Below are 20,410 nucleotides of genomic sequence, written 5' to 3' on the forward strand. Positions count from 1 at the left end.
ACGCTAGGGAGACAGCGCCCGGATCACCCTGGGGACAGCGTGCGGATCACCGGTGGGGACAGCCCTACCCGAACCACCGGCTGATCGCGGTCTCCAAGCCGTCGAAACCGACCCAGCAGACGTAGCCGTCCGGCGCCGAGGAGCTCGTGGGCCGGGCCGTCCATGTCGTAGCGGATGTCGAGGCCCGAGGCCATGCCGGAAAGCTGCCCGCGCGCCATACAGGTGCTGTTCACCGTGTACAGCTACACAATCGGCTTCACCATTGAAGAACAAGCCGTTTACCCGACGCCCGGAGAGCGCGACGAGCGCTACGTTTTCGAGAACGGGGAACCCAGGTTCGAGGACGGCCTGGCCATCGTGATGCTCGGCATCAAGGCCTGGCTCTAGGGTCGCTTGCCGACGACCGTGCCGCTGACGAGCCGCACGAGCGACCGCGGGATCAACCGGCCGAGCGTGACCAGGACCTTGTACTGCACGCTCGGAATCGAGATTTCCTTGCCACGACGGAGATCCGCGAGCGCTTCGGTGACCACCTGGTCGGCGCTGAGCCAGAGGAACTTCGGGCCCGATTTCTTGATCCCGGCCCGCTCGTGGAACTCCGTGGAGGTGAAACCGGGGCACAGGGCCAACATCCGGACACCGCGCGGCAAACCCGCGTTGACGCCGGTCGAGAACGCCGTCACCCAGCTCTTGCTCGCGGTGTACGTCGAGCCCTGGCCGGGGAAGAAACCGGCGACACTGGAGACGTTGACGACGTCACCGCGGCCGCGTTCGATCATGCCGGGCAGCGCAGCCCGGGTCAGGCGCAGCACCGCGGTGACATTGACGTCCAACTGATGCTGCTGCTCGTCGATCGACGTCGTGATGAATTCGCCACCGAGGCCGAGCCCGGCATTGTTGACCAGCATGTCGACCGGCTCGGCGAGCCTGGCCTCCACCGCCGCCCGACCGTCTACTGTGGACAGATCGGCCGGGAGGACACTGGCGGTGACGCCATGGCGTTCGGCGAGTTCCCTGGCCAAGGCGGTCAGGCGCTCCTCGTCCCTGGCGACGAGGACCAGGTCGTATCCCTCGGCGGCGAGCGTGCGGGCGAACTGGGCGCCGATACCGGCCGTCGCTCCGGTGACCAAGGCGAGAGGTGTCATGCCGCGAAGATACCCGCGCGCCCTAAGTCACCCACACGTGAAGGGTTGACGTGCATTGTGCGGAGTCGGGAAGTATCGTCCGCGCATGGCGAAGCACCGGAAGCCTAAATCCGCCTATTTGCCCAAGGTCGCCGCCGGAGCGGCACCACTGGCCCTGCTCTTGGCGGGCCCGGCCACGGCGTGGGCAAGCGAGTCCGTCCCACTGCCGCTCGACCACCAGCACACCGGGTCGTTCGACAAGGGACTCAGCTCCGGCAACGCGCTGGACGGCAATGACCACAGCGGGTTTCTTGACGGCTTCATAACGACGACCAATCGGGACGTTGTCAGCGGTACCCTCGGCGACGTCGAAATCTTCCGCAACCTCAGCGACACCGCGCACCACCTGGAAACCTCACACGGCCACAAGGAGTTCCTGGCAGTGGATCCGACGGCCGGCCCGCTGGGCGCCGGCTCCCAGCAGACGCACCACCTCCGGGGTTCCGGTGCGCAGTACGACTCCGTGTGGCTACCCCACGGAATCGACGTGGTCGGGCAGGTCGGTGACGAGCCCACGCTCGACGTCACCAGGAACACCGTGCTGACCGGCGACGGCAGGGGCAACACTCACGCGCTTTCGGAGCTGACGGCCGCCGCGGGCTGGGATCGGAACTCCGGCCAGGCTGTCGACATCGGACAGATGGCGGCGATCGGCACCAGCGCGCAGCAGTTCGGCCACGGTGCCTTCAGCGGCACGCTCGACGTCGCACGGCGAGCCGATGACGCTGTCACGGCTAGGACCGGGGACAAGGTGGGCACGGCGATCGGCCAGTCGCGGGACCTCGGCGGGCATATCGGCCCGGTCGCCGGCTGGGGATCGGTGAGCCAGGGCGCGAAACTGGGCCACCAGGGCGGGTTCGCCGGGACACTGCAGCCGGACGGCACGCCGCTCGGGCAGGTGTCACAGCAGGTCGACGCGGCCCTTTCCGGCACGACCTCGGGAGAGCTGAACGTCGAGCACGTGCTCGACGTTCAGGGCGGTACCGAGACCCGGCTGGGCGCTTCGGGCGATTTGACCAAACAGGACGGTTCGTTCACCCAAAAGAATGATCTTAAGCTGGCGCTGTTCGATCAGGCACCGCTCAAGGGCGGGCTGACGATCAGCGGCCCGCCGTTGAACATCGAGCACCGCTAGTAAGGAGCGGGCCCGGACTGCTCGTCGGCACCGGACTTGGCTTCGTCGTCCTGCCAGTGACGGCCACCGCCGAACTCCTCGTCGAACGGGTCGACGATGTCGGCGATCTCGCCGAGGTCGCGCAGCAGGCGCTCGAGACGCGACGGGCCGACGTTGGGCGCGGCACTGGCCAGCACCCATTCGTTCTCCAGCCACACCACGCCGACGTCGCCGCCGAGCGAGTCGGCCGCGTCCACCAAGTCCTGCGTGATGAGCGCGCGGGCGCCGGTGACGTCGTCCGCGAAGGCGTAGCGCTGGCCGATCGGGCCGAGCATTTCCGGCATCTCCGCCCGCTGGAACGGGACGCTGGCCAGCCACAACTCGATGGGCACGGCGTGCACGCGGTTGCAGCGCACCGCGACGATGACGGCCGGGATCTGGTCGTCCACCTCGATGTCGAAGATGAACACCGGGCGCCGACCGTCCGAAGTGAACGTCGAGCCGGCGACCACGTTGACCGCGGCTTCGGCGCCGAAGTAGCCGATCGCGCCGCTGGACCACTGTCGCGGCAGGCGCTCGTCCTCTTCCACGTACTGCCAGCCACGCAGGTCGGCCCAGCGCTTCCGCTCCCGGTTACGCGAGCCCTCTCTCGCCCTGTCCGCAGCGAGCAGCGCTAATCCAGCCACCAACGCGGCGGCAGCGACGACGAACCAGATCCACGCCGGAATACCCACGCGCACCAGGGTATCCCCCCGGCCGTTCTGGCGAGCCCCAGCGCTGCCGTGTCGCCTCCACCCGATTAGGCACTTTCGCGAAAAAGTGCCGCCGGGCGAAGCCGAGAGGGGGCACTTTCTCGCGAAAGTGCCCCTGTCGAACTCAGTCCACGCGGGTGACGGTCAGCGAGTCACTCGCCTCGAACGCCGGAATGTCGACACGAACCGTGTCGCCGTCCCGGATCTCCCCGGCGAGCAGTTGCTTCGCGAGCTTGTCGCCGATCGCGGACTGCACCAGCCGCCGCAGCGGCCGGGCCCCATAGATCGGGTCGAACCCGTTCAGCGCGAGCCACTCGCGGGCGCCCGGCGTGACGTCCAGTACCAGCCTGCGGGCGGCGAGCCGCTTCGCGAGCCTGTCGACCTGGATGTCCACAATGGACGTCAGCTGCTCCATCTCGAGCGAGTGGAACACCACGATGTCGTCGAGCCGGTTGAGGAACTCCGGCTTGAAGTGGCGCTGCACCACCCCGAGCACCGCGTCCCGGCGCGACCGCTCGCTCATGTCGGCGTCCGCGATGGCCTGCGTGCCGAGGTTGGAGGTGAGCACCAGGATGGTGTTCCGGAAGTCCACCGTGCGGCCCTGGCCGTCGGTGAGCCTGCCGTCGTCGAGCACCTGAAGGAGCACGTCGAAGACGTCCGGGTGGGCCTTTTCGACCTCGTCGAGCAGCACGACCGAATACGGCCGGCGGCGCACCGACTCGGTGAGCTGGCCTCCCTGGTCGTAACCGACGTAGCCCGGAGGCGCGCCGACCAGGCGGGCAACGGAGTGCTTCTCCGAGTACTCGCTCATGTCGATGCGCTGCATGGCGCGCTCGTCGTCGAACAAGAACTCCGCGAGCGCCTTCGCGAGCTCGGTCTTGCCGACCCCGGTCGGGCCCAGGAACAGGAACGATCCCGTCGGCCGGTCCGGATCGGCGACCCCGGCGCGCGTGCGGCGCACCGCGTCGGACACCGCCGTGACGGCCTCGGGCTGGCCGATGACCCGCTTGGCCAACTCCTCCTCCATCCGCAGCAGCTTGCCTGTCTCGCCTTCGAGCAGCCGCCCGGCCGGGATGCCCGTCCACGCGCTCACGACGTCGGCGATGTCGTCGGCGCCGACCTCCTCCTTCAGCATCACCGGCTGCTTCGCGACGGATTCGCTGACCGCAGTCGCGGCCTCGAACTCCTTCTCCAGCGCCGGAATCTTGCCGTAGCGGAGCTCGGCGGCCCGGCCGAGATCGCCGTCGCGCTCGGCCCGCTCGGACTCCCCGCGCAGCTGCTCGAGCTGCTCCTGGAGCGACCGGACCTGCTCGATGGCGCCCTTCTCGTTCTGCCACCGCGCTGTCAGTGCGGTGAGCTGCTCACGCTTCTCGGCCAGCTCGGACCGCAGTGCCGCGAGCCGCTGCCGGGAGGCGACATCGTCCTCTTTGGACAGTGCCATCTCCTCGATCTCGAGGCGGCGCACCAGGCGCTCGACCTCGTCGATCTCCACCGGCCGCGAGTCGATCTCCATACGCAGCCGCGAACCGGCCTCGTCGACCAGGTCGATCGCCTTGTCCGGCAGGAAGCGCGCGGTGATGTACCTGTCGGACAGCGTCGCCGCCGCGACCAGCGCCGCGTCGGTGATCCGCACGCCGTGGTGCACCTCGTAGCGCTCCTTGAGCCCGCGCAGGATGCCGATGGTGTCCTCGACCGACGGCTCGCCGACCAGCACCTGCTGGAAGCGGCGCTCCAGCGCGGCGTCCTTCTCGACGTACTTGCGGTACTCGTCGAGCGTGGTCGCGCCGACCATCCGCAGCTCGCCGCGGGCGAGCATGGGCTTGATCATGTTGCCCGCGTCCAGGGAAGAATCAGCACCTGAGGCTCCTGCGCCGACGATCGTGTGCAGCTCGTCGATGAACGTGATGACCTGGCCCGCCGAGTCGGTGATCTCCTTGAGGACGGCCTTGAGCCGCTCTTCGAACTCGCCGCGGAACTTCGCTCCAGCGACCATCGAACCGAGGTCCAACGCGATGACCCGCTTGCCGCGCAACGACTCCGGCACGTCACCGGCGATGATCCGCTGGGCGAGACCTTCGACGATGGCCGTCTTGCCGACGCCGGGCTCACCGATCAGCACCGGGTTGTTCTTGGTACGCCGGGAAAGCACCTGCACCACCCGGCGGATTTCGGTGTCACGCCCGATGACCGGGTCGAGCTCACCCGCGCGAGCGCGCTGGGTCAGGTCGACGCCGTACTTCTCGAGCGCCTTGAACGTGCTCTCCGGGTCCGGGCTGGTGATCCGCGCGGATCCCCGTACCTTGGCGAACGCCTCGCGCAGCGCGTCCGGCGTGGCACCATGGCGTTGGAGCAGGTCCGCCACCGGACCGCCCTCTGTCGCCAAGCCGACCAGCAGGTGCTCGGTCGACACGTACTCGTCGCCGAGTTCCGTGGCCAGTTTCTGGGCGTGCGTCAGCGCTTTGACGGCGTGCGTGTCGAATTGCGGACTCGAAACCGTGGCGCCGGTCGCGGACGGCAGCGCGTGGATGATCGGCTCGAGTTCTTTGTGCACCTGCTGGGGATCGGCTCCGACCGCGGTCAGCAGCGGCGCGGTGAGCCCATCACCCTCTGCCAGCAGCGCGCCGAGCAGGTGCGCGGAGGCGACATGCGGGTTGCCGGCCATCGTGGCCGCCTGAGCCGCCGACGAGATCGCCTGCTGGGTCTTCGTGGTCGGGTTGAAAGCGTCCATCCCTCACCTCTTGTCGCGAAAGTCCTGTACACAGATACCAACGTCAGGAAAGTTGAGTGTGTTCCGCTCAACTCTGAACTGCCCCGAGAGCCCTCGGCGGCAGCCGCGGCGTGACCCAGCGCAGGCCGAGCACGGCCAGGCACGCGCTCGCCGCGACCAGCGCCCACGGCACCCAGACTGCCAGGGAAAACAGTCCGACGACCGCAGGCGCGAGCACCTGGGCGCAGGTGAAGGCGTATTGGAACGCGGCGAGGTACCGGCCGCGGGCGGCCGGCGGCGCCACGGCCTCGGCCAGGACGTTGGCGCGCGGCCCGAACACCAGCGTCGCCACGGCCAGCACCAGCGTCGTGACCAGCAGGTAGACGGCCAGCCAGGCGAGCGATACGAACACCGCACACAGGCTCAACGCGCACCAGACCACGTACAGCACCGAGCCGAGCCCCATCGCCTGGACGCGGCTCAGCCCGCGGGTGGCCCGCAACGCGAGCGTGCCGCCGACGCTGATCACCGCCGTCAGCAGCGCGAGGATCACGCCCGGCAGCCAGCCGGGGCCGTTCAGCTGGTCGAGAACGTAAACCGGCATGCCCACCAGGAAGAAGTCCAAGGACAGCCCGAACAGCCCGGCGATCGCGATAAGCGCGAGATACGGCCGATCGCGCCACACTTGGACGGGCGCCTCCCGCACGGGCATCGCCGGATGCGGCGCGCGCACGAGCTTCGCCAGCAACAGCGCCGCACACAGGAAACTGACGCCGTCGACAGCCACCGCGATGCGATAGCCCGCCGAGCCCGCGAGCGCGTACAGCGCCCCCGCGGCCAGCGCACCCAGCCCGAACAGCGCCGTCCGGACCATCGCCGTCACCGTGAACGGCCGCTCCTTCGGGCCATCACCGGAGACGTCCGCGATCAGGACGTACAACGCGCAGTAGAACAACTGCTGCCCGGTCGAAAGCAGGATCGACGCGGCGAGCACCGACGTCACCCCGTCCGCCACCAGGAAACTGAACGCGCCCACCGCCTGGACGAACTGCGCGGAGATCACCACCGCGCAGGGCCCGACGCGGTCGACGAGCCGGCCCGCGAACGGGGGCACGAGGAGCGAGGCCATCGTGCCGGCGGTGATCACCGTGCCCGCCAGCCCCAGCGGCAACCCCACCACCTGGGTGACGTAAACCAGCGCCAGCGGCAAGAACAGCCCTGAACCGAAGCTGTCGACCCCCAACGCGACAAGCAGCGCCTGTTGGCTTCGCGTCACTCATCGAACGCTACCGAGGCGGCGACCAGGAAGGATCGGCCAAAACGGCGACGCTCAAAGTCCACTGTGCACCCGCTCCGGCTGATGCACACGCCAATGCGAGTGCACGCCGATACCTTGGAAACCATGGCAATCGTGACCCGCTCGGCCCGCCCGGACGACGCGGCGGCGATCCTCGGGGTCCACACCCGCGCCCGCGCCACGTACTACCGCGGCTACCTGCCCGACGACGTGATCGCTGCCCAGAACCAGCGCGAACCGTCACTGTACGAAGGCATCATCCGGCGCCCCGGCCGGACGACGTTGTGTGCCGAACTCGACGGGAACGTGGTCGGCTTCCTGATGATCGGGCCCTGCTACCACCCCGAGCCCAACTCTGAGGTGACAAGCCAGCTCTACCAGATCCACGTCGACCCCGAGCGGTTCCGGCTCGGGGTCGGCAGCGCACTGCACGACGCGGCGCTGGACGTCTGGCGTGCCGCCGAGGTGACCGCAGCGCGGCTCTGGGTCTGGGATTTCAACACCCGCGCCCGGGCCTTCTACGCCGGTCGCGGCTGGCTCGCCGACGGCCACGAAGACCCGGAACCCACCCACATCGACGGCCACCGCCAACTAGGCCTCCGCCTCACCACCACGTGACACCTCACCCACGACTGTCACTTAAAGCGGCATCAAGGGACGTTTACTATCGTTTGGCGGTAGTAAACATCCCTTGATGCCGCCGTTGAGTTAGCGGGTGGAGGTGGCGAGAGCGGGCGAAGCAGTGTCGACGGGTGAAGCAGTGTCGACCGGCGAAGCAGTGTCGACCGGCGAAGCGGGCGCGATCGGCTCTTCGATGTCGAGGGTCCGGCGGAGCGGGACCTCGCGGATGAAGAGCACCGTCAGGAAGGTGACCACCGCGACGATCGCCGCGATGAGGAACACCTTGCCGGTCGCGTCGCCGAACGCGGCGCGCACGATCCCCTGGACCGGGCCCGGCAGCGCGTTCACGTTGAGCGTGCCGCCACCGCCGTTGGTCGCGCCGGCCGACGAGACACCCATCGCCGCGAGCGACGAGGTGATGTTCGTCGAGACCTGCGCGGCGAGCACCGCGCCCAGCGCCGAGACGCCGGCCGCGCCGCCGAGGGAGCGGAAGAACGTGACCACCGAGGACGCCGAGCCCATGTCCCGCATGGTGACGGTGTTCTGCACGACGAGCACCAGGTTCTGCAGCAGGAACCCGAGCCCGAAGCCCATCAGCGCGAGGTAGACGCCCATCAGGGTCAGGTTCGTGGTGTGGTCGACCGTGGCCAGCGCGAACAGGCCCACCAGCAGCAGCACCGAGCCGATGAGCAGGAACGGCTTGGTCTTGCCGGTGCGCGAAACGATCTGCCCGCCGAGCGTCGACGAAATCGCGAGGCCGAGCACCATCGGGAGCGTCATCAGGCCCGCGTGCGTCGGCGAGAAGTTGCGGGCGATTTGGTAGTACTGCCCGAGGAACACCGAGCCGCCGAACATCGCGGTACCGACGGCCAGGCTGCCGAGGATCGACAGGGTGAACGTCTTGTTCTTGAACAACCGCAACGGGACGACCGGCTCCGAGACCCGGGTCTCGGTGAACACGGCGAGCCCGAGCGCGAGCATCGCGCCACCGACGTAAAGCACTGTCGACCAGGACGCCCAGCCGAAGCTGGTGCCCGCCAGGGAGATCCAGATCAGCAGCAGCGAGACACCGCCGACGAGCAGGGTCGCGCCGAGCCAGTCGATCTTGACCTCACGCTTGATGACCGGCAGCTTCAGCGTCCGGCCGAGCACGATGAACGCGAGGATCGCGATCGGCACGCAGGCCCAGAAGCACCAGCGCCAGCCGAGCGGGGAGTCGACGATGACACCGCCGACGAGCGGTCCGGACACGGTCGCCACGGCGAACACGGCACCGATGTAACCGGAGTAGCGGCCGCGTTCGCGCGGCGAGATCATCGCGGCGATGACGACCTGGATCAGCGCCTGCAGCCCGCCGAGGCCGATGCCCTGCAGCGCGCGATAAGCAATGAGCTCGGGCATCGACTGCGCGAAACCGCCGAGGATCGAGCCGGCGGTGAAGATGACGATCGCGAGCTGGTACAGCAGTTTCTTGCTGAACAGGTCGGAAAGCTTGCCCCAGATGGGTGTGGTCGCGGTCGACGTCAGCAGGGTGGCGGTGACCACCCAGGTGTACTGGCTCTGCGAGCCGTCGAGATCCGCGAGGATCGTGGGAAGTGCGTTGGAAACGATGGTCGAGGACATGATCGCGACCAGCAATGCCAGCAGCAGACCGGAAAACGCCCTCATGATCTGGCGATGGCTCATCTGCTCGCCCGCCTGGATCTGGGTGGTGCTCAACTCGTACTCACTTTCTTGCGTGCGCCAGGTCGTCCGCGGGTGATTGGCAGTTCGCCTGCGGGCCCAGGGTGTCGCGAAGGTCGTCGTTCATTGCCGAGAGAAGCTCGATCAGTTGGCTGAGCCGGGCTTCGTCCCAGTCGTCGAGGGCATGGCCCATGAATTCGAGGTACCGGGCGCGCCAGCGGGCCAGCTCTTCCCGGCCCTTTTCGGATACCTGGACAAGCGACGCGCGGCCGTCTTCGGGAGCGGGGCGCCGGTTGATCAAGCCTGACTCGGAAAGCTGGGAGATCTGCCTGCTGACCACCGAGATGTCGACCATCCGGCGCTTCGCGAGCTCGGACGGCCTCGCCTCACCGTGCTTGGCGAGGTCGGAGAGCAGGTGGACCGCGGCCGGATGCATCCCGCGTTCGGCCTGCCAGATCTGCGTCAGCCCGGCCTGCTGGAGTTGCGACGCCGCTTTCAGCTGGCGCATCAACTCGATGCGGCTGTCGTCCTCGGCGCTCATCACAGTCCCTCCACACTTGGTTGTGGCATACAACTTTAGCTCCAACTAGTTGCGTAGCACAACTATTTAACTGGGTGACCTGACCCACTCATCCCGGTTGTCCCGCCGCCAAATACACCCATCCGGAGCAACCATGCAGGCAAACCGCTGCGCTGCCGCTAGTCTGCGGACGTCCCGAAAACCCGGGAACATGCCCTTGAACATGACGAGAAAGGTGGAACAGTCGTGAATCTTCCCCGACTTTCGACCGCTACCGTCCTCGCTCGTTCGTGAACATTCGGGACTGACCGTTGGTACAAGACTCGACACCGCCCGGCCTCCAGCGTCCCTACCAGCCATGACAGCGGACGCCGTAAGTCCCGTTCCCCGGTCGTCCACCCACCGGGAAGCGCCACCGGCCGTCACGAAGATGGTCACGCTCATCAGGGACACCTGGGCGACAGCCGAGCCACTCATCCCCGAGATCTCCCAGTTCTTCTACGGGATGCTCTTCACGTTAGCGCCGGCGACGCGCGATTTCTTCCCGATCAACATGGAGGTCCAGCGCGGCAGGCTCGTACGGGCGCTCGTGCACATCGTGCAGATGGTGGACCGGCCAGACGACCTGGCGCCGTTCCTCAACCAACTCGGCCGCGACCACCGCAAGTTCGGGGTGATCCCGCAGCACTACGAGGCCGTCGGTACCGCACTGCTCGCCGCGCTCAAGAACCACCTCGGCGCCGACTGGACCAACGACGTCGAGCGCGCCTGGGCCGAAGCGTTCACGATCGCCGCCCGCGCCATGCAGGAAGCCGCCGCGGCCGACACGAACCCCGGCTCCTGGACCGCGACCGTCGTCGAGCACCGCAGGATCACCTGGGATCTCGCGCTCGTCCGCCTGCAGCCTGAGCATCCCGTGCCGTACCTGCCGGGGCAGTACATGAGCGTCGAAGTCCCCCAGCGTCCCCGGCTGTGGCGTTATCTCTCACCGGCCAACGCACCGCGTGAAGACGGCGGCATGGAGTTCCACGTCCGCGCCGTCGACGGCGGCTGGGTCTCACGGGCGATCGTGAGCCACACCCAGCCCGGCGACGTCTGGCGCTTCGGGCCGCCTCTCGGCAGGCTCGGGGTGAACCGGGCGTCCGCGCGTGACGTGCTGATGATCGCCGGCGGCACCGGGGTCGCGCCGCTGAGCTCGATTCTGGACGACCTCGCGCAGTGGGGCGAAAATCCCAAGGTCAGGCTCTACTACGGCGGACCGACCCGCGAAGACCTCTACGACCTCGAACAGCTTCGCGCGCTCGCGGCCGTGAACCCGTGGCTGACCGTGGTCCCCGTCTGGGAACGCGGCCCCGCGGTGCAGGGCGCCGAACAGGGCACGCTGGCCGAAGTCATCACCCGGCAAGGTTCATGGCCGAACCACGACGTGCTGGTCTCCGGTTCTCCGGCGATGATCCGGGCCACGGTTTCGCGCATGCTGGTGGCCGGCAGCGCATTGGACCAGATCCACTACGACCCGTTCACGATCGACTGATTCCCTACTGTTCATCAGTGCGGTAAAGTTGGGTTATCACCGATTCGGCGGCCTGTCGGTGAAAGGGTGCGAATTGATGATCAAAAGCATCCCCTTACTTAAAGTGACATCAAGACAACAGTCGGACGATGTCCACAACAGCCGACTGTCGCACATCGTGCCCGACAAAACCACCACAGCACACGAAAGTTCCACCAATGGTGGAATTCACGGAATGACAGGGCGACCTAACGCGTCGTAAGCGCCTTGCTCCGTGAAGGTGAATGTCTCCAATTGCGGTTTCCCGTAACGAAATCCGGATTACAGTCGACCTCCCGTCGGGGGACCGTCTGAACACCGGACAATGCGCGAGCGTCCGGAACAATTGGAGATCATGTCTCACCGATGAACGCAAAATCCGTGAAATACGAGCTGCCACCTGCTGAAGCATCTCCACTCGTGGATCAATCCGGCCAGGATATGGCCACATTGATCCGCGCCAGCTTCGCAGCCGTCGAGTCACAAGCAGAGGAGATTTCGCAATACTTTTACGGTGCACTGTTCGTGGTCGCACCGGAGACCCGTGATTTGTTCCCCATCAACATGTCGACCCAGCGCAGCCGTCTGCTGCGCGCATTGGTGTACGTCGTTCAAATGGTCGACCGGCCTGATGAGCTGGTCACCTTCCTGACCCAGCTCGGCCGTGATCACCGCAAGTTCGACGTCCTCGGCAGGCATTACGACGCCGTCGGGACGGCACTACTGGCGGCATTGAAACGATTCCTCAAGGATAAATGGACGTTCGAAGTCGAAAACGCCTGGACCACCGCATACGGCATCATCGCGAAAACCATGCGCGAAGCGGCGATGGCGGACACGGGCCGTCCGTGGTGGTGCGCGACGGTGATCAAGCACGCCAAGACCACCAGGAATGTCGCCGTCATCCGCGTCCGGCCCGACCAGCCGCTGCCGTACCAGGCCGGGAACTACGTGAGCGTCGAGGTGCCGCAGCGACCGAGGCTGTGGCGTTACCTCTCACCGGCCAACGCGCCGCGCGAGGACGGCTATCTCGAGTTCCACGTCCGCGCCGTCGAAGGTGGCTGGGTGAGCCGGGCCATCGTCAACCACACCAAGGTGGGCGACGTCTGGCGCGTCGGACCCGCGATGGGCGCGCTCACGATCCAGCCGGCCGAGACGCGGAAACTGCTGCTCATCGGCGGCGGCACCGGGCTGGCGCCGCTCGTCGCGATCATCGACGACCTCGCGCGCTGGAAGCACAACCCGTCCGTCCACCTCTTCTACGGCGGCCGCAAGCCCGAAGACCTCTACGGGCTCGAGCAGCTGCGGATGCTGGCGGCGACGAGCCCTTGGCTGACCATCACCCCGGTCACCCAGGAAGGAACCGTGAACGGCGGCGACCGCGGCTCACTCGCCACGGCGGTCTCGCAGCGGGGCAGCTGGGAGGACCACAACATCCTCGTATCCGGATCACCCGGCATGATCCGCGCGACCGTCGCCAAGCTACTCACGATCGGGGTTGATCTCTCCCGGATCAGCTACGACCCGTTCACCCTGGATTGAGATACCGTCGGCAGATGGAACTCAAGGTCCCGGTGACGGACGGACAAATCGAAGGATACCTCGCCGAACCGACCACGGAAGGCCCGCATCCGGCGGTGGTGATCATCCACGACGCGCTGGGGCTGAGCCAGGACGCGCGGCGCATCACCGACAGGTTCGCCGCCGAGGGCTACCTCGCGCTGAGCCCGGACCTCTACTCGCGGGGCGGCCGGTTCCGCTGCATCAAGAGCGTCTTCAAGGCCCTGAACGCCGGGCAAGGCCAGGCCTTCGACGACATCGAAGCCGCCAGGCAGCTACTCGCCGCGCGGCCGGACTGTTCGGGCAAGATCGGCGTCGTCGGCTTCTGCATGGGTGGCGGCTTCGCACTGGCCGCGGCCGGCCGCGATTTCGACGCTTCCGCGCCCTACTACGGCTTCCTGCCGAAGGACCTGTCCGTGCTCGACGACGCCTGCCCGATAGTGGCGAGCTTCGGCAAGAAAGACCTCACCCTGCGCGGCGTCGCCGCGAAGCTCGAAACCGAACTGACCAAGCGGGACCTCCCGCACGACGTCAAGGAATACCCGGACGCGGGACACAGCTTCGCGAACAAGTTCTCGGTGGGTCCGCTGAACGTGCTGCTGAAGGTGACAGGGTTCTCCTACCAGCACGAGGCCAGTGAAGACGCCTGGCGACGCGTGATGACCTTCTTCGGGACGCACCTGGCCACCGAGCCCAAGGCCTGACCCAGCGTGGCTCGTGAGTGGCTACAAGTGTTCTAACACTCGTAAACACTCACGACCGGCGTTTGGGTTTCCAGACGACGAGGGCGGTTTGGCGGTGCAGGGGGACGAGGTCCTTGCGGTAGGAGGCGTGCACGGCGGCCGCTGTCTGCTGGGCGACGGCGTACGCGCCCGCCAGTTCGTCGGTCAACTCGGCCAGCCGGGCCTGCAGGGCGTCGACCTGGTTCTCCAGTTCGATGATCCGCTTGATCCCGGCCAGGTTCACACCGTCCTCTTGGGACAGTCGCTGGACTTCGCGGAGCAAAGCGATGTCCCGCATGGAATACCGGCGCCCGCCGCCCGACGTCCGGCCCGGGGAAACCAGCCCGAGCCGGTCGTAGGACCGCAGGGTTTGGGCGTGCAGTCCGGAGAGCTGCGCCGCGACCGAAATCACGAAGACCGGCAGGTCTTCCTCGGCGCCATTCGGCAGCCCTCCGAACATGACACTCACCTACCCTTGAGCAACTCGGTGATTTCCGGACGTGGATCGTGCTCGGCCATCGCGGCGGCGTAGTTCTCCAAGGCTTCCTTCGCCTTGTCGTCCAATTTGGACGGTACGGCCGCCTGCAGAGTCACGTGCAGGTCGCCTTGTGAGCCGTCCCGCTTCGAGATTCCCCTGCCCTTGACGCGCAGGACCCGGCCGCTCGCCGTGCCCGGCGCCACCTTCAGCGAGACCTTGCCCTCCAGCGTCGGCACGGTGACCGTGCCGCCGAGGGCGAGTTCGGCGAAAGAGACCGGGATCGTGATCGTCAGGTCGAGATCCTTGCGCCCGAACAACGGGTGCGGCGCGACGTGCACGCGGACGTACAGATCGCCAGCCTGCGCTCCGCCACGGCCCGGTTCCCCTTGTCCCGCAAGGCGAATCCGCTGCTCGTCGCTGACCCCCGGCGGGATCCTGACGGTCAGCGTCCTCGTCCGGGTGCTGATGCCCTCGCCAGCGCATTCCGGGCAAGGGTCGTCGATGATCGTGCCACGGCCACGGCAGTCCCGGCACGGCTCCGAGAACGCGAACGCGCCCTGGCTCCGGCTGACCAGCCCAGACCCGCTGCAGGTCGGGCACGTGCGCGGGCTGGTGCCCGGTTTCGCGCCGTTGCCGCCACAGGTCGCACAGGTCGCGGGGCTCGACAGCCGCAGCGGCAGGGTCGCGCCCTTGACCGCTTCGACGAAGTCGATCCGGACGTCGGTCTCGACGTCCGCGCCGCGCTGCGGGCGGTTGGCCGTGGCACCGGCCGAACCGCGCCGGTTGAACAGCCCGCCGAGCATGTCGCCAAGCCCGCCGAAGCCGCCCTGCTGCTGCCCGCCACCGAACATGTCGCTGACGTCGAAGCCGCCCGCACCGCCACCGGGCGGGAAGCCGAAGCCCCCGCCGGCACCGGCGCCGAACAGGCGCTTGGCCTCGTCGTACTCCTTGCGCTTACCCGCATCCGAGAGCACGCCGTAGGCCTCGGAAACCGATTTGAACTTCTTCTCGGCCGAAGCGTTGCCCTGGTTGGCGTCGGGATGGTTCTCCTTCGCCAGCTTGCGGTACGCCTTCTTGATCTCGTCCGCGGTGGCGTCGGAGGAGACGCCCAACTCCCCGTAGAAGTCCTTACCGACCCATTCCCTGGCGCTCATCAGGCGTCCCCTCCTTCCGCGGTATTACTTGATGTTCTCATCGGCAATCGGCGCAGAAATATCGATCGGCAGCTCGCCCTCGACGGGCGCGTCCACCGGAGCGGCTCCCGGCTCGTGATCGGTCACGCCGACCAGTGCCGGGCGCAGCACCCGCTCGCCGAACTTGTATCCGGCGCGCATCACGACGGTCACTGTCGGACCGGCGACCTCGGGCGAGGTGTTGTGCTGCACGGCTTCGTGGACGCTCGGGTCGAAGGGGTCACCCTCCGTGCCGAACGCCTCGAGGCCGGAGCGCTGCAGGCTGCTGACGAGCTTGTCGCCGACAGCCTTGAACGCCCCTGTCAGGTCTCCGTGCCGACCGGCCCGCTCGAGATCGTCCAGCAACGGCAGCAGGTCGCTCACGACCGATGCCTTTGCCGAATCGACCACGGCGACCCGATCCCGCTCGATCCGCTTGCGGTAGTTGGCGTACTCCGCCTGTACCCGCTGCAGATCGGCGGTGCGCTCGGACAGCTGCCGCTCGAGATCGGTCAGGATTTCCTCGACGCCGGTGGTCGCCGTCACCGATTCGTCCACAATGGACTCACCAAGCGACGGGCCGCTGGCCGGGCCCCCCGAGCCGACGGGCGGCTCGGGGGCCTCGTGCGCGGGCCGCAGTTTTCCCGTCTCCGGGTCGATCCTGCGGAGATCCCGGACCACTAGCGGCTCTTCCGGCGCATCGCGTCCGGCTTCGTCGTAGTGTTCGGTCACTTCTTGCCATCCTCTGGCTTCTCGTCCTCGACGATCTCGGCGTCGACGACGTCGTCGGCCTTGTCCGAAGCACCGGTCGCGCCCGCACCGGCACCCGCAGTGGCGTCGTCCGCACCCGGCTGGGCGGCGTTGGCGTTCGCGTACAGCGCCGTGCCGAGCTCCTGCGAAGCGGTGTTCAGCTTCTCGATGGACTCACGGATCTTCGCCGAGTCGGTGCCCTTGAGGGCCTCGTTGGCGTCGTCGATGGCCGTCTTGACCTTGGCCTTGAGGTCGTCCGGGAGCTTGTCGTCGTTGTCCTTGACGAACTTCTCGGTCTGGTAGACCAGCGTCTCGGCCTGGTTGCGCGTCTCGGCCTCTTCGCGACGGGTCTTGTCCTCTTCGGCGTGCGCCTCGGCGTCCTTGACCATGCGCTCGATGTCGTCCTTCGGCAGCGCGGAGCCACCGGTGATCGTCATCGACTGCTCCTTGTTCGTGCCGAGGTCCTTCGCGAGGACGTGCACGATGCCGTTGGCGTCGATGTCGAAGGTGACCTCGATCTGCGGGATCCCCCGCGGTGCCGGCGGCAGGCCGGTCAGCTCGAACATGCCGAGCTTCTTGTTGTGCGCGGCGATCTCGCGCTCACCCTGGAACACCTGGATCTGCACCGACGGCTGGTTGTCGTCCGCGGTGGAGAAGATCTCCGAACGCTTGGTCGGGATCGTGGTGTTGCGCTCGATGAGCTTGGTGAACACGCCACCCTTGGTCTCGATGCCGAGCGAAAGCGGGGTGACGTCGAGGAGCAGAACGTCCTTGACCTCGCCCTTCAGCACGCCGGCCTGCAGTGCGGCGCCGACAGCGACGACCTCGTCCGGGTTCACGCCCTTGTTCGGCTCGCGGCCGCCGGTCAGCTCCTTGACGAGCTCGCTGACGGCCGGCATGCGGGTGGAACCACCGACGAGCACGACATGGTCGATGTCGCCGACGGGGATGCCCGCGTCACGGATGACGTTGGTGAACGGCGCGCGGGTGCGGTCGAGCAGGTCCGAGGTGATCCGCTGGAACTCGGCGCGGGTCAGCGTCTCGTCCAGGAACAGCGGGTTCTTGTCGCCGTCGACCGTGATGTACGGGAGGTTGATGCTGGCGCTGTTCGAGCTGGACAGCTCGATCTTCGCCTTCTCCGAGGCCTCACGGATGCGCTGCAGGGCCATCTTGTCTTTGGTCAGGTCGATACCCGAGGACGCCTTGAACTTGTCGACGAGCCAGGTGACGATGCGCTCGTCCCAGTCGTCACCGCCGAGGTGGTTGTCACCGGAGGTCGCGCGGACCTCGACGACGCCCTCACCGATCTCCAGCAGCGAGACGTCGAAGGTACCGCCACCGAGGTCGAAGACCAGGATGGTCTGCTCTTTTTCGCCCTTGTCCAGGCCGTACGCCAGCGCGGCGGCGGTCGGCTCGTTGACGATCCGGAGCACGTTGAGGCCGGCGATCTGGCCGGCTTCCTTCGTGGCCTGCCGCTGGGCGTCCTCGAAGTACGCCGGGACGGTGATGACCGCGTCGGTGATCTCTTCGCCCAGGTACGCCTCGGCGTCACGCTTGAGCTTCATCAGCACGCGGGCGCTGATCTCCTGCGAGGTGTAGGTCTTGCCGTCGATCTCGGTCTTCCAGTCCGTACCGATGTGCCGCTTGACCGACCGGATCGTCCTGTCGACGTTCGTGACGGCCTGGTTCTTCGCCGGCTGTCCAGTCAGCACTTCGCCGTTTTTGGCGAAGGCGACGATGGACGGGGTGGTACGGGATCCCTCCGAGTTGGCGATGACCGCCGGCTCGCCGCCCTCCAGGACGGCGACGACCGAGTTGGTCGTGCCGAGGTCGATGCCGACCGCTCGCGCCATGACTATTCCTCCTGCTTGTGTTGCTTTAATGGTCTTTGACCTGCGCAGTCCGCTGATACATGAGCGGGCCCTGCTCAAGTTCTATCCAGAGCTTGCCACTCTCGTCAAATCAGACTTGAGTGGACCCCGCTCAACCTTCTGATGGGCTCAACGAGTGATCCCCGGAAGTTGTTCCCGACGCCGCTGATCAGGCGTTCTTCACCGTGACGCGGCCCGTGTTCGAGCTCACATCCACCCAATTCGCCGAGCTCGGGTCCTGCGGCACGTCGACCGACGTCGAGCCGACGTCGGAGTGCGCGGACACCCGGTAGCTCGCCTGTGGCACGGCCACGGTCACCGCGCCGGTGTTCGCCTCGACCCGCACGCTGGCGGGTTTGCTGAGCCCGACGTTCACCCGTCCGGTACCGGCGGACACGGTGACCGCCCCGCTGATGCGCTCGAGCTTCACGTCACCGGTGCTGGACCGCAGGTCGGCACTCGCCGCGCGGTCGATGTCGATGCGGCCGGTGCCGACCGTGCCCGTCACGGCGAGCTCGCTCGGCAGGACCAGGTCGTACCGGACGCCGCAGTTGTTGTCGCAGCCGGCGAGGACCAGCGTGCCGCCTTCGAGCCGGTGCGTGGTGCCGGGACGATCGCCGCGGTAGGTCACCTCGCGGTGCAGCGACGCCGAAGCGCCGTCCTCGACCCGGACGTGCACGTCCCCGACCGGCAGGTCCAGCCGGACCGCGGTGATCGGCCCGGTGACCGCGTTGTCGTCGGCGAAGGTCTCGTCGTTGACCCACGAGGTGCAGCCGGTGATCAGCAACGCGGTGGTGGCTCCCAGCAAAAGGGCGCCAAGAAGCCGCTTTTCGTTTTTCCCCATGATGTTTCCCCTCAGAAAAGTGTTAGTGAGCTCAGGCCGCGCGAACGGTCACGTCGCCGCTGTCGGAGTCGACGCGGAGGAGCTTGGTGGCGGCGGAGTCGGTGGTGATGCCGATGTCACGGCTGCCGCTGTCGGTGGCGCCCTCGACGCGGTAGCGGTCCTGGGGCACGGTCAGCTCGACGTTCCCGCTGTCCGCGCGGGCCACCACGTCCTGGGCGACGTCGAGGCGCAGCGTCACCGAGCCGGAGCTCACCTGCGCGTCCACCTTGCCGCGCAGGCCGTCGCCGGTGATGTTCCCGGAATCGGCCCGCGCCATGACGTCCTGCCCGATGCCGTTGAGTTCGACGTCCCCCGAGTCCGCTTTGGCCGTAACGGCGCCGGCCACGTTGCGGATCTTCACATCGCCCGAGTCCGCGCTGACGTCCGCGCTCGCGACACCGTCGAGTTCGACGCCACCGGAGTCCACCTTGCCGGTGACCGTGGTGCCCTTGGGGACGACGACCTCGTACTTGACGTCGCAGTTCCAGCCGCAGCCCTCCAGCACGAGCTGGTTCCCGTCGACGCGGACGGTCTCACCGGGTTCGTTCCAGCGATACGAAACACGCTGGTGAACCGTGGTCGTGGTGACATCACCGGCACGGACGCTGACCGAGCTGTCGTTGTCGATCCGGACACTGCGCACCTGCCCGGTGAACTGGTTCTGCCGCTCGATGTCCGAGTCCGAAAAAGCGCCGAAAGCCATGACGACGCCGACGCCGATGAGTACGAGTCCGCCGATGGCCAATCCCGGGCGTGCCATGATGTGAGTCCCTCCAGCGCAGGTTTCTATGCGACAAGACGCTAAGACCCGGCGCACCCCGGACACATCGGGGTAACCCCCGTATTCATCCCTGAGACAGCGTCTCAGGGGGACAGGTCTTACTCTCCAACCCTGTCTCTTACTCTCGAACCCTGTCGGATTTCGTGACACAGGAGGATCCATGCCACAGTCACCCAACCCCTACGACTTCCTGCCGTCGGTGCCGAGCTTCGCCCTGCGCAGCAACGACATCTCCGAAGGCGAGACCCTGGCGACCCCGCAAGTGAGCGGAATCTTCGGCGCCGGTGGCGCGGACGTCTCACCGCAGCTGAGCTGGGACGGCTTCCCCGCGGAGACCAAGAGCTTCGCCGTCACCTGCTACGACCCGGACGCCCCTACTGCCAGCGGTTTCTGGCACTGGGCCGTGGCCGACATCCCCGTTTCGGTCACCGAGCTCGTTTCCGGCGCCGGCGACGCGAGCGGCTCCGGACTGCCAGAAGGGGCGATCACGCTGAAGGGCGACGGCGGCGTGTCCCAGTTCCTCGGCGCGGCCCCACCGGCGGGCCACGGACCACACCGCTACATTTTCGCGGTGCACGCATTGGACGTCGAGTCGCTGGGCATCGACGAGGGCGCGACACCGGCGTTCCTCGGCTTCAACATCTTCAGCCACGCGCTCGGCCGTGCGCTGCTCACCGGAATTTACGAAAATAAGGGATAACGCTTTCCGCGAGATGTCGACATCCGACGTGAAGCTGCGCAAGATGTCGGCATCTCGTTCCAC

20 protein-coding genes are annotated in these 20,410 nt (G+C 67.1%); 7 read left to right on the forward strand and 13 right to left on the reverse strand.

What is annotated here, in order from left to right; translation table 11 throughout:
* Positions 1-23 precede the first annotated feature (23 nt).
* Positions 24-233 carry a hypothetical protein gene (locus VGP60_RS18760; protein ID WP_327549317.1) on the reverse strand — a complete coding sequence of 70 codons (210 nt, stop codon included), beginning with the start codon at positions 231-233 and terminating at the stop codon, positions 24-26.
* A gap of 1 nt (position 234) precedes the next feature.
* Between VGP60_RS18760 and VGP60_RS18765 the strand changes: the two genes are divergently transcribed.
* Positions 235-387 (forward strand): hypothetical protein, encoded by a 153-nt coding sequence (locus VGP60_RS18765; protein WP_327549318.1) that lies wholly within the window; start codon positions 235-237, stop codon positions 385-387.
* On the opposite strand, the gene VGP60_RS18770 is transcribed toward VGP60_RS18765, so the two are convergent.
* Entirely contained in the window at positions 384-1,145 is a 762-nt protein-coding gene (locus VGP60_RS18770; RefSeq protein ID WP_327549319.1) for an SDR family oxidoreductase, read from the reverse strand. The two genes, VGP60_RS18765 and VGP60_RS18770, sit on opposite strands and share 4 nt — an antisense overlap.
* A gap of 85 nt (positions 1,146-1,230) precedes the next feature.
* Between VGP60_RS18770 and VGP60_RS18775 the strand changes: the two genes are divergently transcribed.
* Positions 1,231-2,319, forward strand: coding sequence for a hypothetical protein (locus tag VGP60_RS18775; protein ID WP_327549320.1), 1,089 nt, complete (start codon positions 1,231-1,233; stop codon positions 2,317-2,319).
* Here the strand turns inward: VGP60_RS18775 and VGP60_RS18780 are convergent.
* The 3 genes from VGP60_RS18780 to VGP60_RS18790 form a co-directional block, all read right to left on the reverse strand.
* A complete protein-coding gene (locus VGP60_RS18780; RefSeq protein WP_327549321.1) occupies positions 2,316-3,032 on the reverse strand; it encodes a hypothetical protein in 717 nt (238 codons plus the stop codon). The genes VGP60_RS18775 and VGP60_RS18780 overlap by 4 nt on opposite strands.
* A 142-nt stretch (positions 3,033-3,174) precedes the next feature.
* On the reverse strand, positions 3,175-5,778 hold the full coding sequence (gene clpB, locus VGP60_RS18785) for an ATP-dependent chaperone ClpB (protein ID WP_327549322.1): 2,604 nt from the start codon (positions 5,776-5,778) through the stop codon (positions 3,175-3,177).
* Positions 5,779-5,845: 67 nt separating this feature from the next.
* Positions 5,846-7,033, reverse strand: a complete 1,188-nt coding sequence (locus VGP60_RS18790; RefSeq protein ID WP_327549323.1) for an MFS transporter — start codon at positions 7,031-7,033, stop codon at positions 5,846-5,848.
* A 126-nt stretch (positions 7,034-7,159) separates the two neighbouring features.
* Here VGP60_RS18790 and VGP60_RS18795 point away from each other — a divergent pair, with 126 nt between their 5' ends.
* Positions 7,160-7,672 carry a GNAT family N-acetyltransferase gene (locus VGP60_RS18795; protein WP_327549324.1) on the forward strand — a complete coding sequence of 171 codons (513 nt, stop codon included), beginning with the start codon at positions 7,160-7,162 and terminating at the stop codon, positions 7,670-7,672.
* A gap of 90 nt (positions 7,673-7,762) precedes the next feature.
* Here VGP60_RS18795 and VGP60_RS18800 read toward each other — a convergent pair whose 3' ends face one another.
* Positions 7,763-9,361: an MDR family MFS transporter gene (locus VGP60_RS18800; protein ID WP_327549359.1), complete on the reverse strand. Its 1,599-nt coding sequence runs from the start codon at positions 9,359-9,361 to the stop codon at positions 7,763-7,765.
* A 40-nt stretch (positions 9,362-9,401) separates the two neighbouring features.
* Positions 9,402-9,899, reverse strand: a complete 498-nt coding sequence (locus VGP60_RS18805; RefSeq protein WP_327549325.1) for a MarR family winged helix-turn-helix transcriptional regulator — start codon at positions 9,897-9,899, stop codon at positions 9,402-9,404.
* Between the two features lie 337 nt (positions 9,900-10,236).
* On the opposite strand from VGP60_RS18805, the gene VGP60_RS18810 reads away from it, so the two are divergent.
* The 3 genes from VGP60_RS18810 (at position 10,237) to VGP60_RS18820 (ending at position 13,694) form a co-directional block, all read left to right on the forward strand.
* A complete protein-coding gene (locus VGP60_RS18810) occupies positions 10,237-11,412 on the forward strand; it encodes a globin domain-containing protein (protein ID WP_327549326.1) in 1,176 nt (391 codons plus the stop codon).
* A 459-nt stretch (positions 11,413-11,871) separates the two neighbouring features.
* Positions 11,872-12,972 (forward strand): FAD-binding oxidoreductase, encoded by a 1,101-nt coding sequence (locus VGP60_RS18815; protein ID WP_327549327.1) that lies wholly within the window; start codon positions 11,872-11,874, stop codon positions 12,970-12,972.
* A gap of 14 nt (positions 12,973-12,986) precedes the next feature.
* Positions 12,987-13,694: a dienelactone hydrolase family protein gene (locus VGP60_RS18820; protein ID WP_327549328.1), complete on the forward strand. Its 708-nt coding sequence runs from the start codon at positions 12,987-12,989 to the stop codon at positions 13,692-13,694.
* A 49-nt stretch (positions 13,695-13,743) separates the two neighbouring features.
* On the opposite strand, the gene VGP60_RS18825 is transcribed toward VGP60_RS18820, so the two are convergent.
* From VGP60_RS18825 to VGP60_RS18850, 6 genes are all read right to left on the reverse strand, one after another.
* Complete coding sequence (locus tag VGP60_RS18825; RefSeq protein WP_327549329.1) at positions 13,744-14,172, reverse strand: heat shock protein transcriptional repressor HspR; 429 nt, start codon at positions 14,170-14,172, stop codon at positions 13,744-13,746.
* 5 nt (positions 14,173-14,177) lie between these two features.
* Positions 14,178-15,344 (reverse strand): molecular chaperone DnaJ, encoded by a 1,167-nt coding sequence (gene dnaJ / locus VGP60_RS18830; RefSeq protein ID WP_327549330.1) that lies wholly within the window; start codon positions 15,342-15,344, stop codon positions 14,178-14,180.
* A 24-nt stretch (positions 15,345-15,368) separates the two neighbouring features.
* On the reverse strand, positions 15,369-16,094 hold the full coding sequence (gene grpE / locus VGP60_RS18835; RefSeq protein WP_327549331.1) for a nucleotide exchange factor GrpE: 726 nt from the start codon (positions 16,092-16,094) through the stop codon (positions 15,369-15,371).
* Positions 16,091-17,965 (reverse strand): molecular chaperone DnaK, encoded by a 1,875-nt coding sequence (gene dnaK, locus VGP60_RS18840; RefSeq protein ID WP_327549332.1) that lies wholly within the window; start codon positions 17,963-17,965, stop codon positions 16,091-16,093. The genes grpE and dnaK overlap by 4 nt, the downstream gene beginning before the upstream one ends.
* 187 nt (positions 17,966-18,152) lie before the next feature.
* On the reverse strand, positions 18,153-18,827 hold the full coding sequence (locus tag VGP60_RS18845; protein ID WP_327549333.1) for a DUF4097 family beta strand repeat-containing protein: 675 nt from the start codon (positions 18,825-18,827) through the stop codon (positions 18,153-18,155).
* Positions 18,828-18,858: 31 nt separating this feature from the next.
* Positions 18,859-19,626: a DUF4097 family beta strand repeat-containing protein gene (locus VGP60_RS18850; protein ID WP_327549334.1), complete on the reverse strand. Its 768-nt coding sequence runs from the start codon at positions 19,624-19,626 to the stop codon at positions 18,859-18,861.
* Positions 19,627-19,807: 181 nt separating this feature from the next.
* On the opposite strand from VGP60_RS18850, the gene VGP60_RS18855 reads away from it, so the two are divergent.
* Entirely contained in the window at positions 19,808-20,347 is a 540-nt protein-coding gene (locus tag VGP60_RS18855) for a YbhB/YbcL family Raf kinase inhibitor-like protein (RefSeq protein WP_327549335.1), read from the forward strand.
* Positions 20,348-20,410: the final 63 nt, after the last annotated feature.

It is taken from the genome of Amycolatopsis sp. (genome assembly GCF_036008905.1).
GTDB lineage: Bacteria > Actinomycetota > Actinomycetes > Mycobacteriales > Pseudonocardiaceae > Amycolatopsis.

Bases quoted from the DNA above. Each gene is read 5' to 3' on its own strand.
- VGP60_RS18815 (WP_327549327.1), top strand. From the start codon at position 11,872: ATGGCCACATTGATCCGCGCCAGCTTCGCAGCCGTCGAGTCACAAGCA.
- dnaJ (WP_327549330.1), bottom strand. From the start codon at position 15,344: ATGAGCGCCAGGGAATGGGTCGGTAAGGACTTCTACGGGGAGTTGGGC.
- VGP60_RS18775 (WP_327549320.1), top strand. From the start codon at position 1,231: ATGGCGAAGCACCGGAAGCCTAAATCCGCCTATTTGCCCAAGGTCGCC.
- VGP60_RS18770 (WP_327549319.1), bottom strand. From the start codon at position 1,145: ATGACACCTCTCGCCTTGGTCACCGGAGCGACGGCCGGTATCGGCGCC.
- VGP60_RS18820 (WP_327549328.1), top strand. From the start codon at position 12,987: ATGGAACTCAAGGTCCCGGTGACGGACGGACAAATCGAAGGATACCTC.
- VGP60_RS18800 (WP_327549359.1), bottom strand. From the start codon at position 9,361: ATGAGCCATCGCCAGATCATGAGGGCGTTTTCCGGTCTGCTGCTGGCA.
- clpB (WP_327549322.1), bottom strand. From the start codon at position 5,778: ATGGACGCTTTCAACCCGACCACGAAGACCCAGCAGGCGATCTCGTCG.
- VGP60_RS18850 (WP_327549334.1), bottom strand. From the start codon at position 19,626: ATGGCACGCCCGGGATTGGCCATCGGCGGACTCGTACTCATCGGCGTC.
- VGP60_RS18845 (WP_327549333.1), bottom strand. From the start codon at position 18,827: ATGGGGAAAAACGAAAAGCGGCTTCTTGGCGCCCTTTTGCTGGGAGCC.
- dnaK (WP_327549332.1), bottom strand. From the start codon at position 17,965: ATGGCGCGAGCGGTCGGCATCGACCTCGGCACGACCAACTCGGTCGTC.
- VGP60_RS18855 (WP_327549335.1), top strand. From the start codon at position 19,808: ATGCCACAGTCACCCAACCCCTACGACTTCCTGCCGTCGGTGCCGAGC.
- VGP60_RS18795 (WP_327549324.1), top strand. From the start codon at position 7,160: ATGGCAATCGTGACCCGCTCGGCCCGCCCGGACGACGCGGCGGCGATC.
- VGP60_RS18825 (WP_327549329.1), bottom strand. From the start codon at position 14,172: ATGTTCGGAGGGCTGCCGAATGGCGCCGAGGAAGACCTGCCGGTCTTC.
- VGP60_RS18810 (WP_327549326.1), top strand. From the start codon at position 10,237: ATGACAGCGGACGCCGTAAGTCCCGTTCCCCGGTCGTCCACCCACCGG.
- VGP60_RS18805 (WP_327549325.1), bottom strand. From the start codon at position 9,899: ATGAGCGCCGAGGACGACAGCCGCATCGAGTTGATGCGCCAGCTGAAA.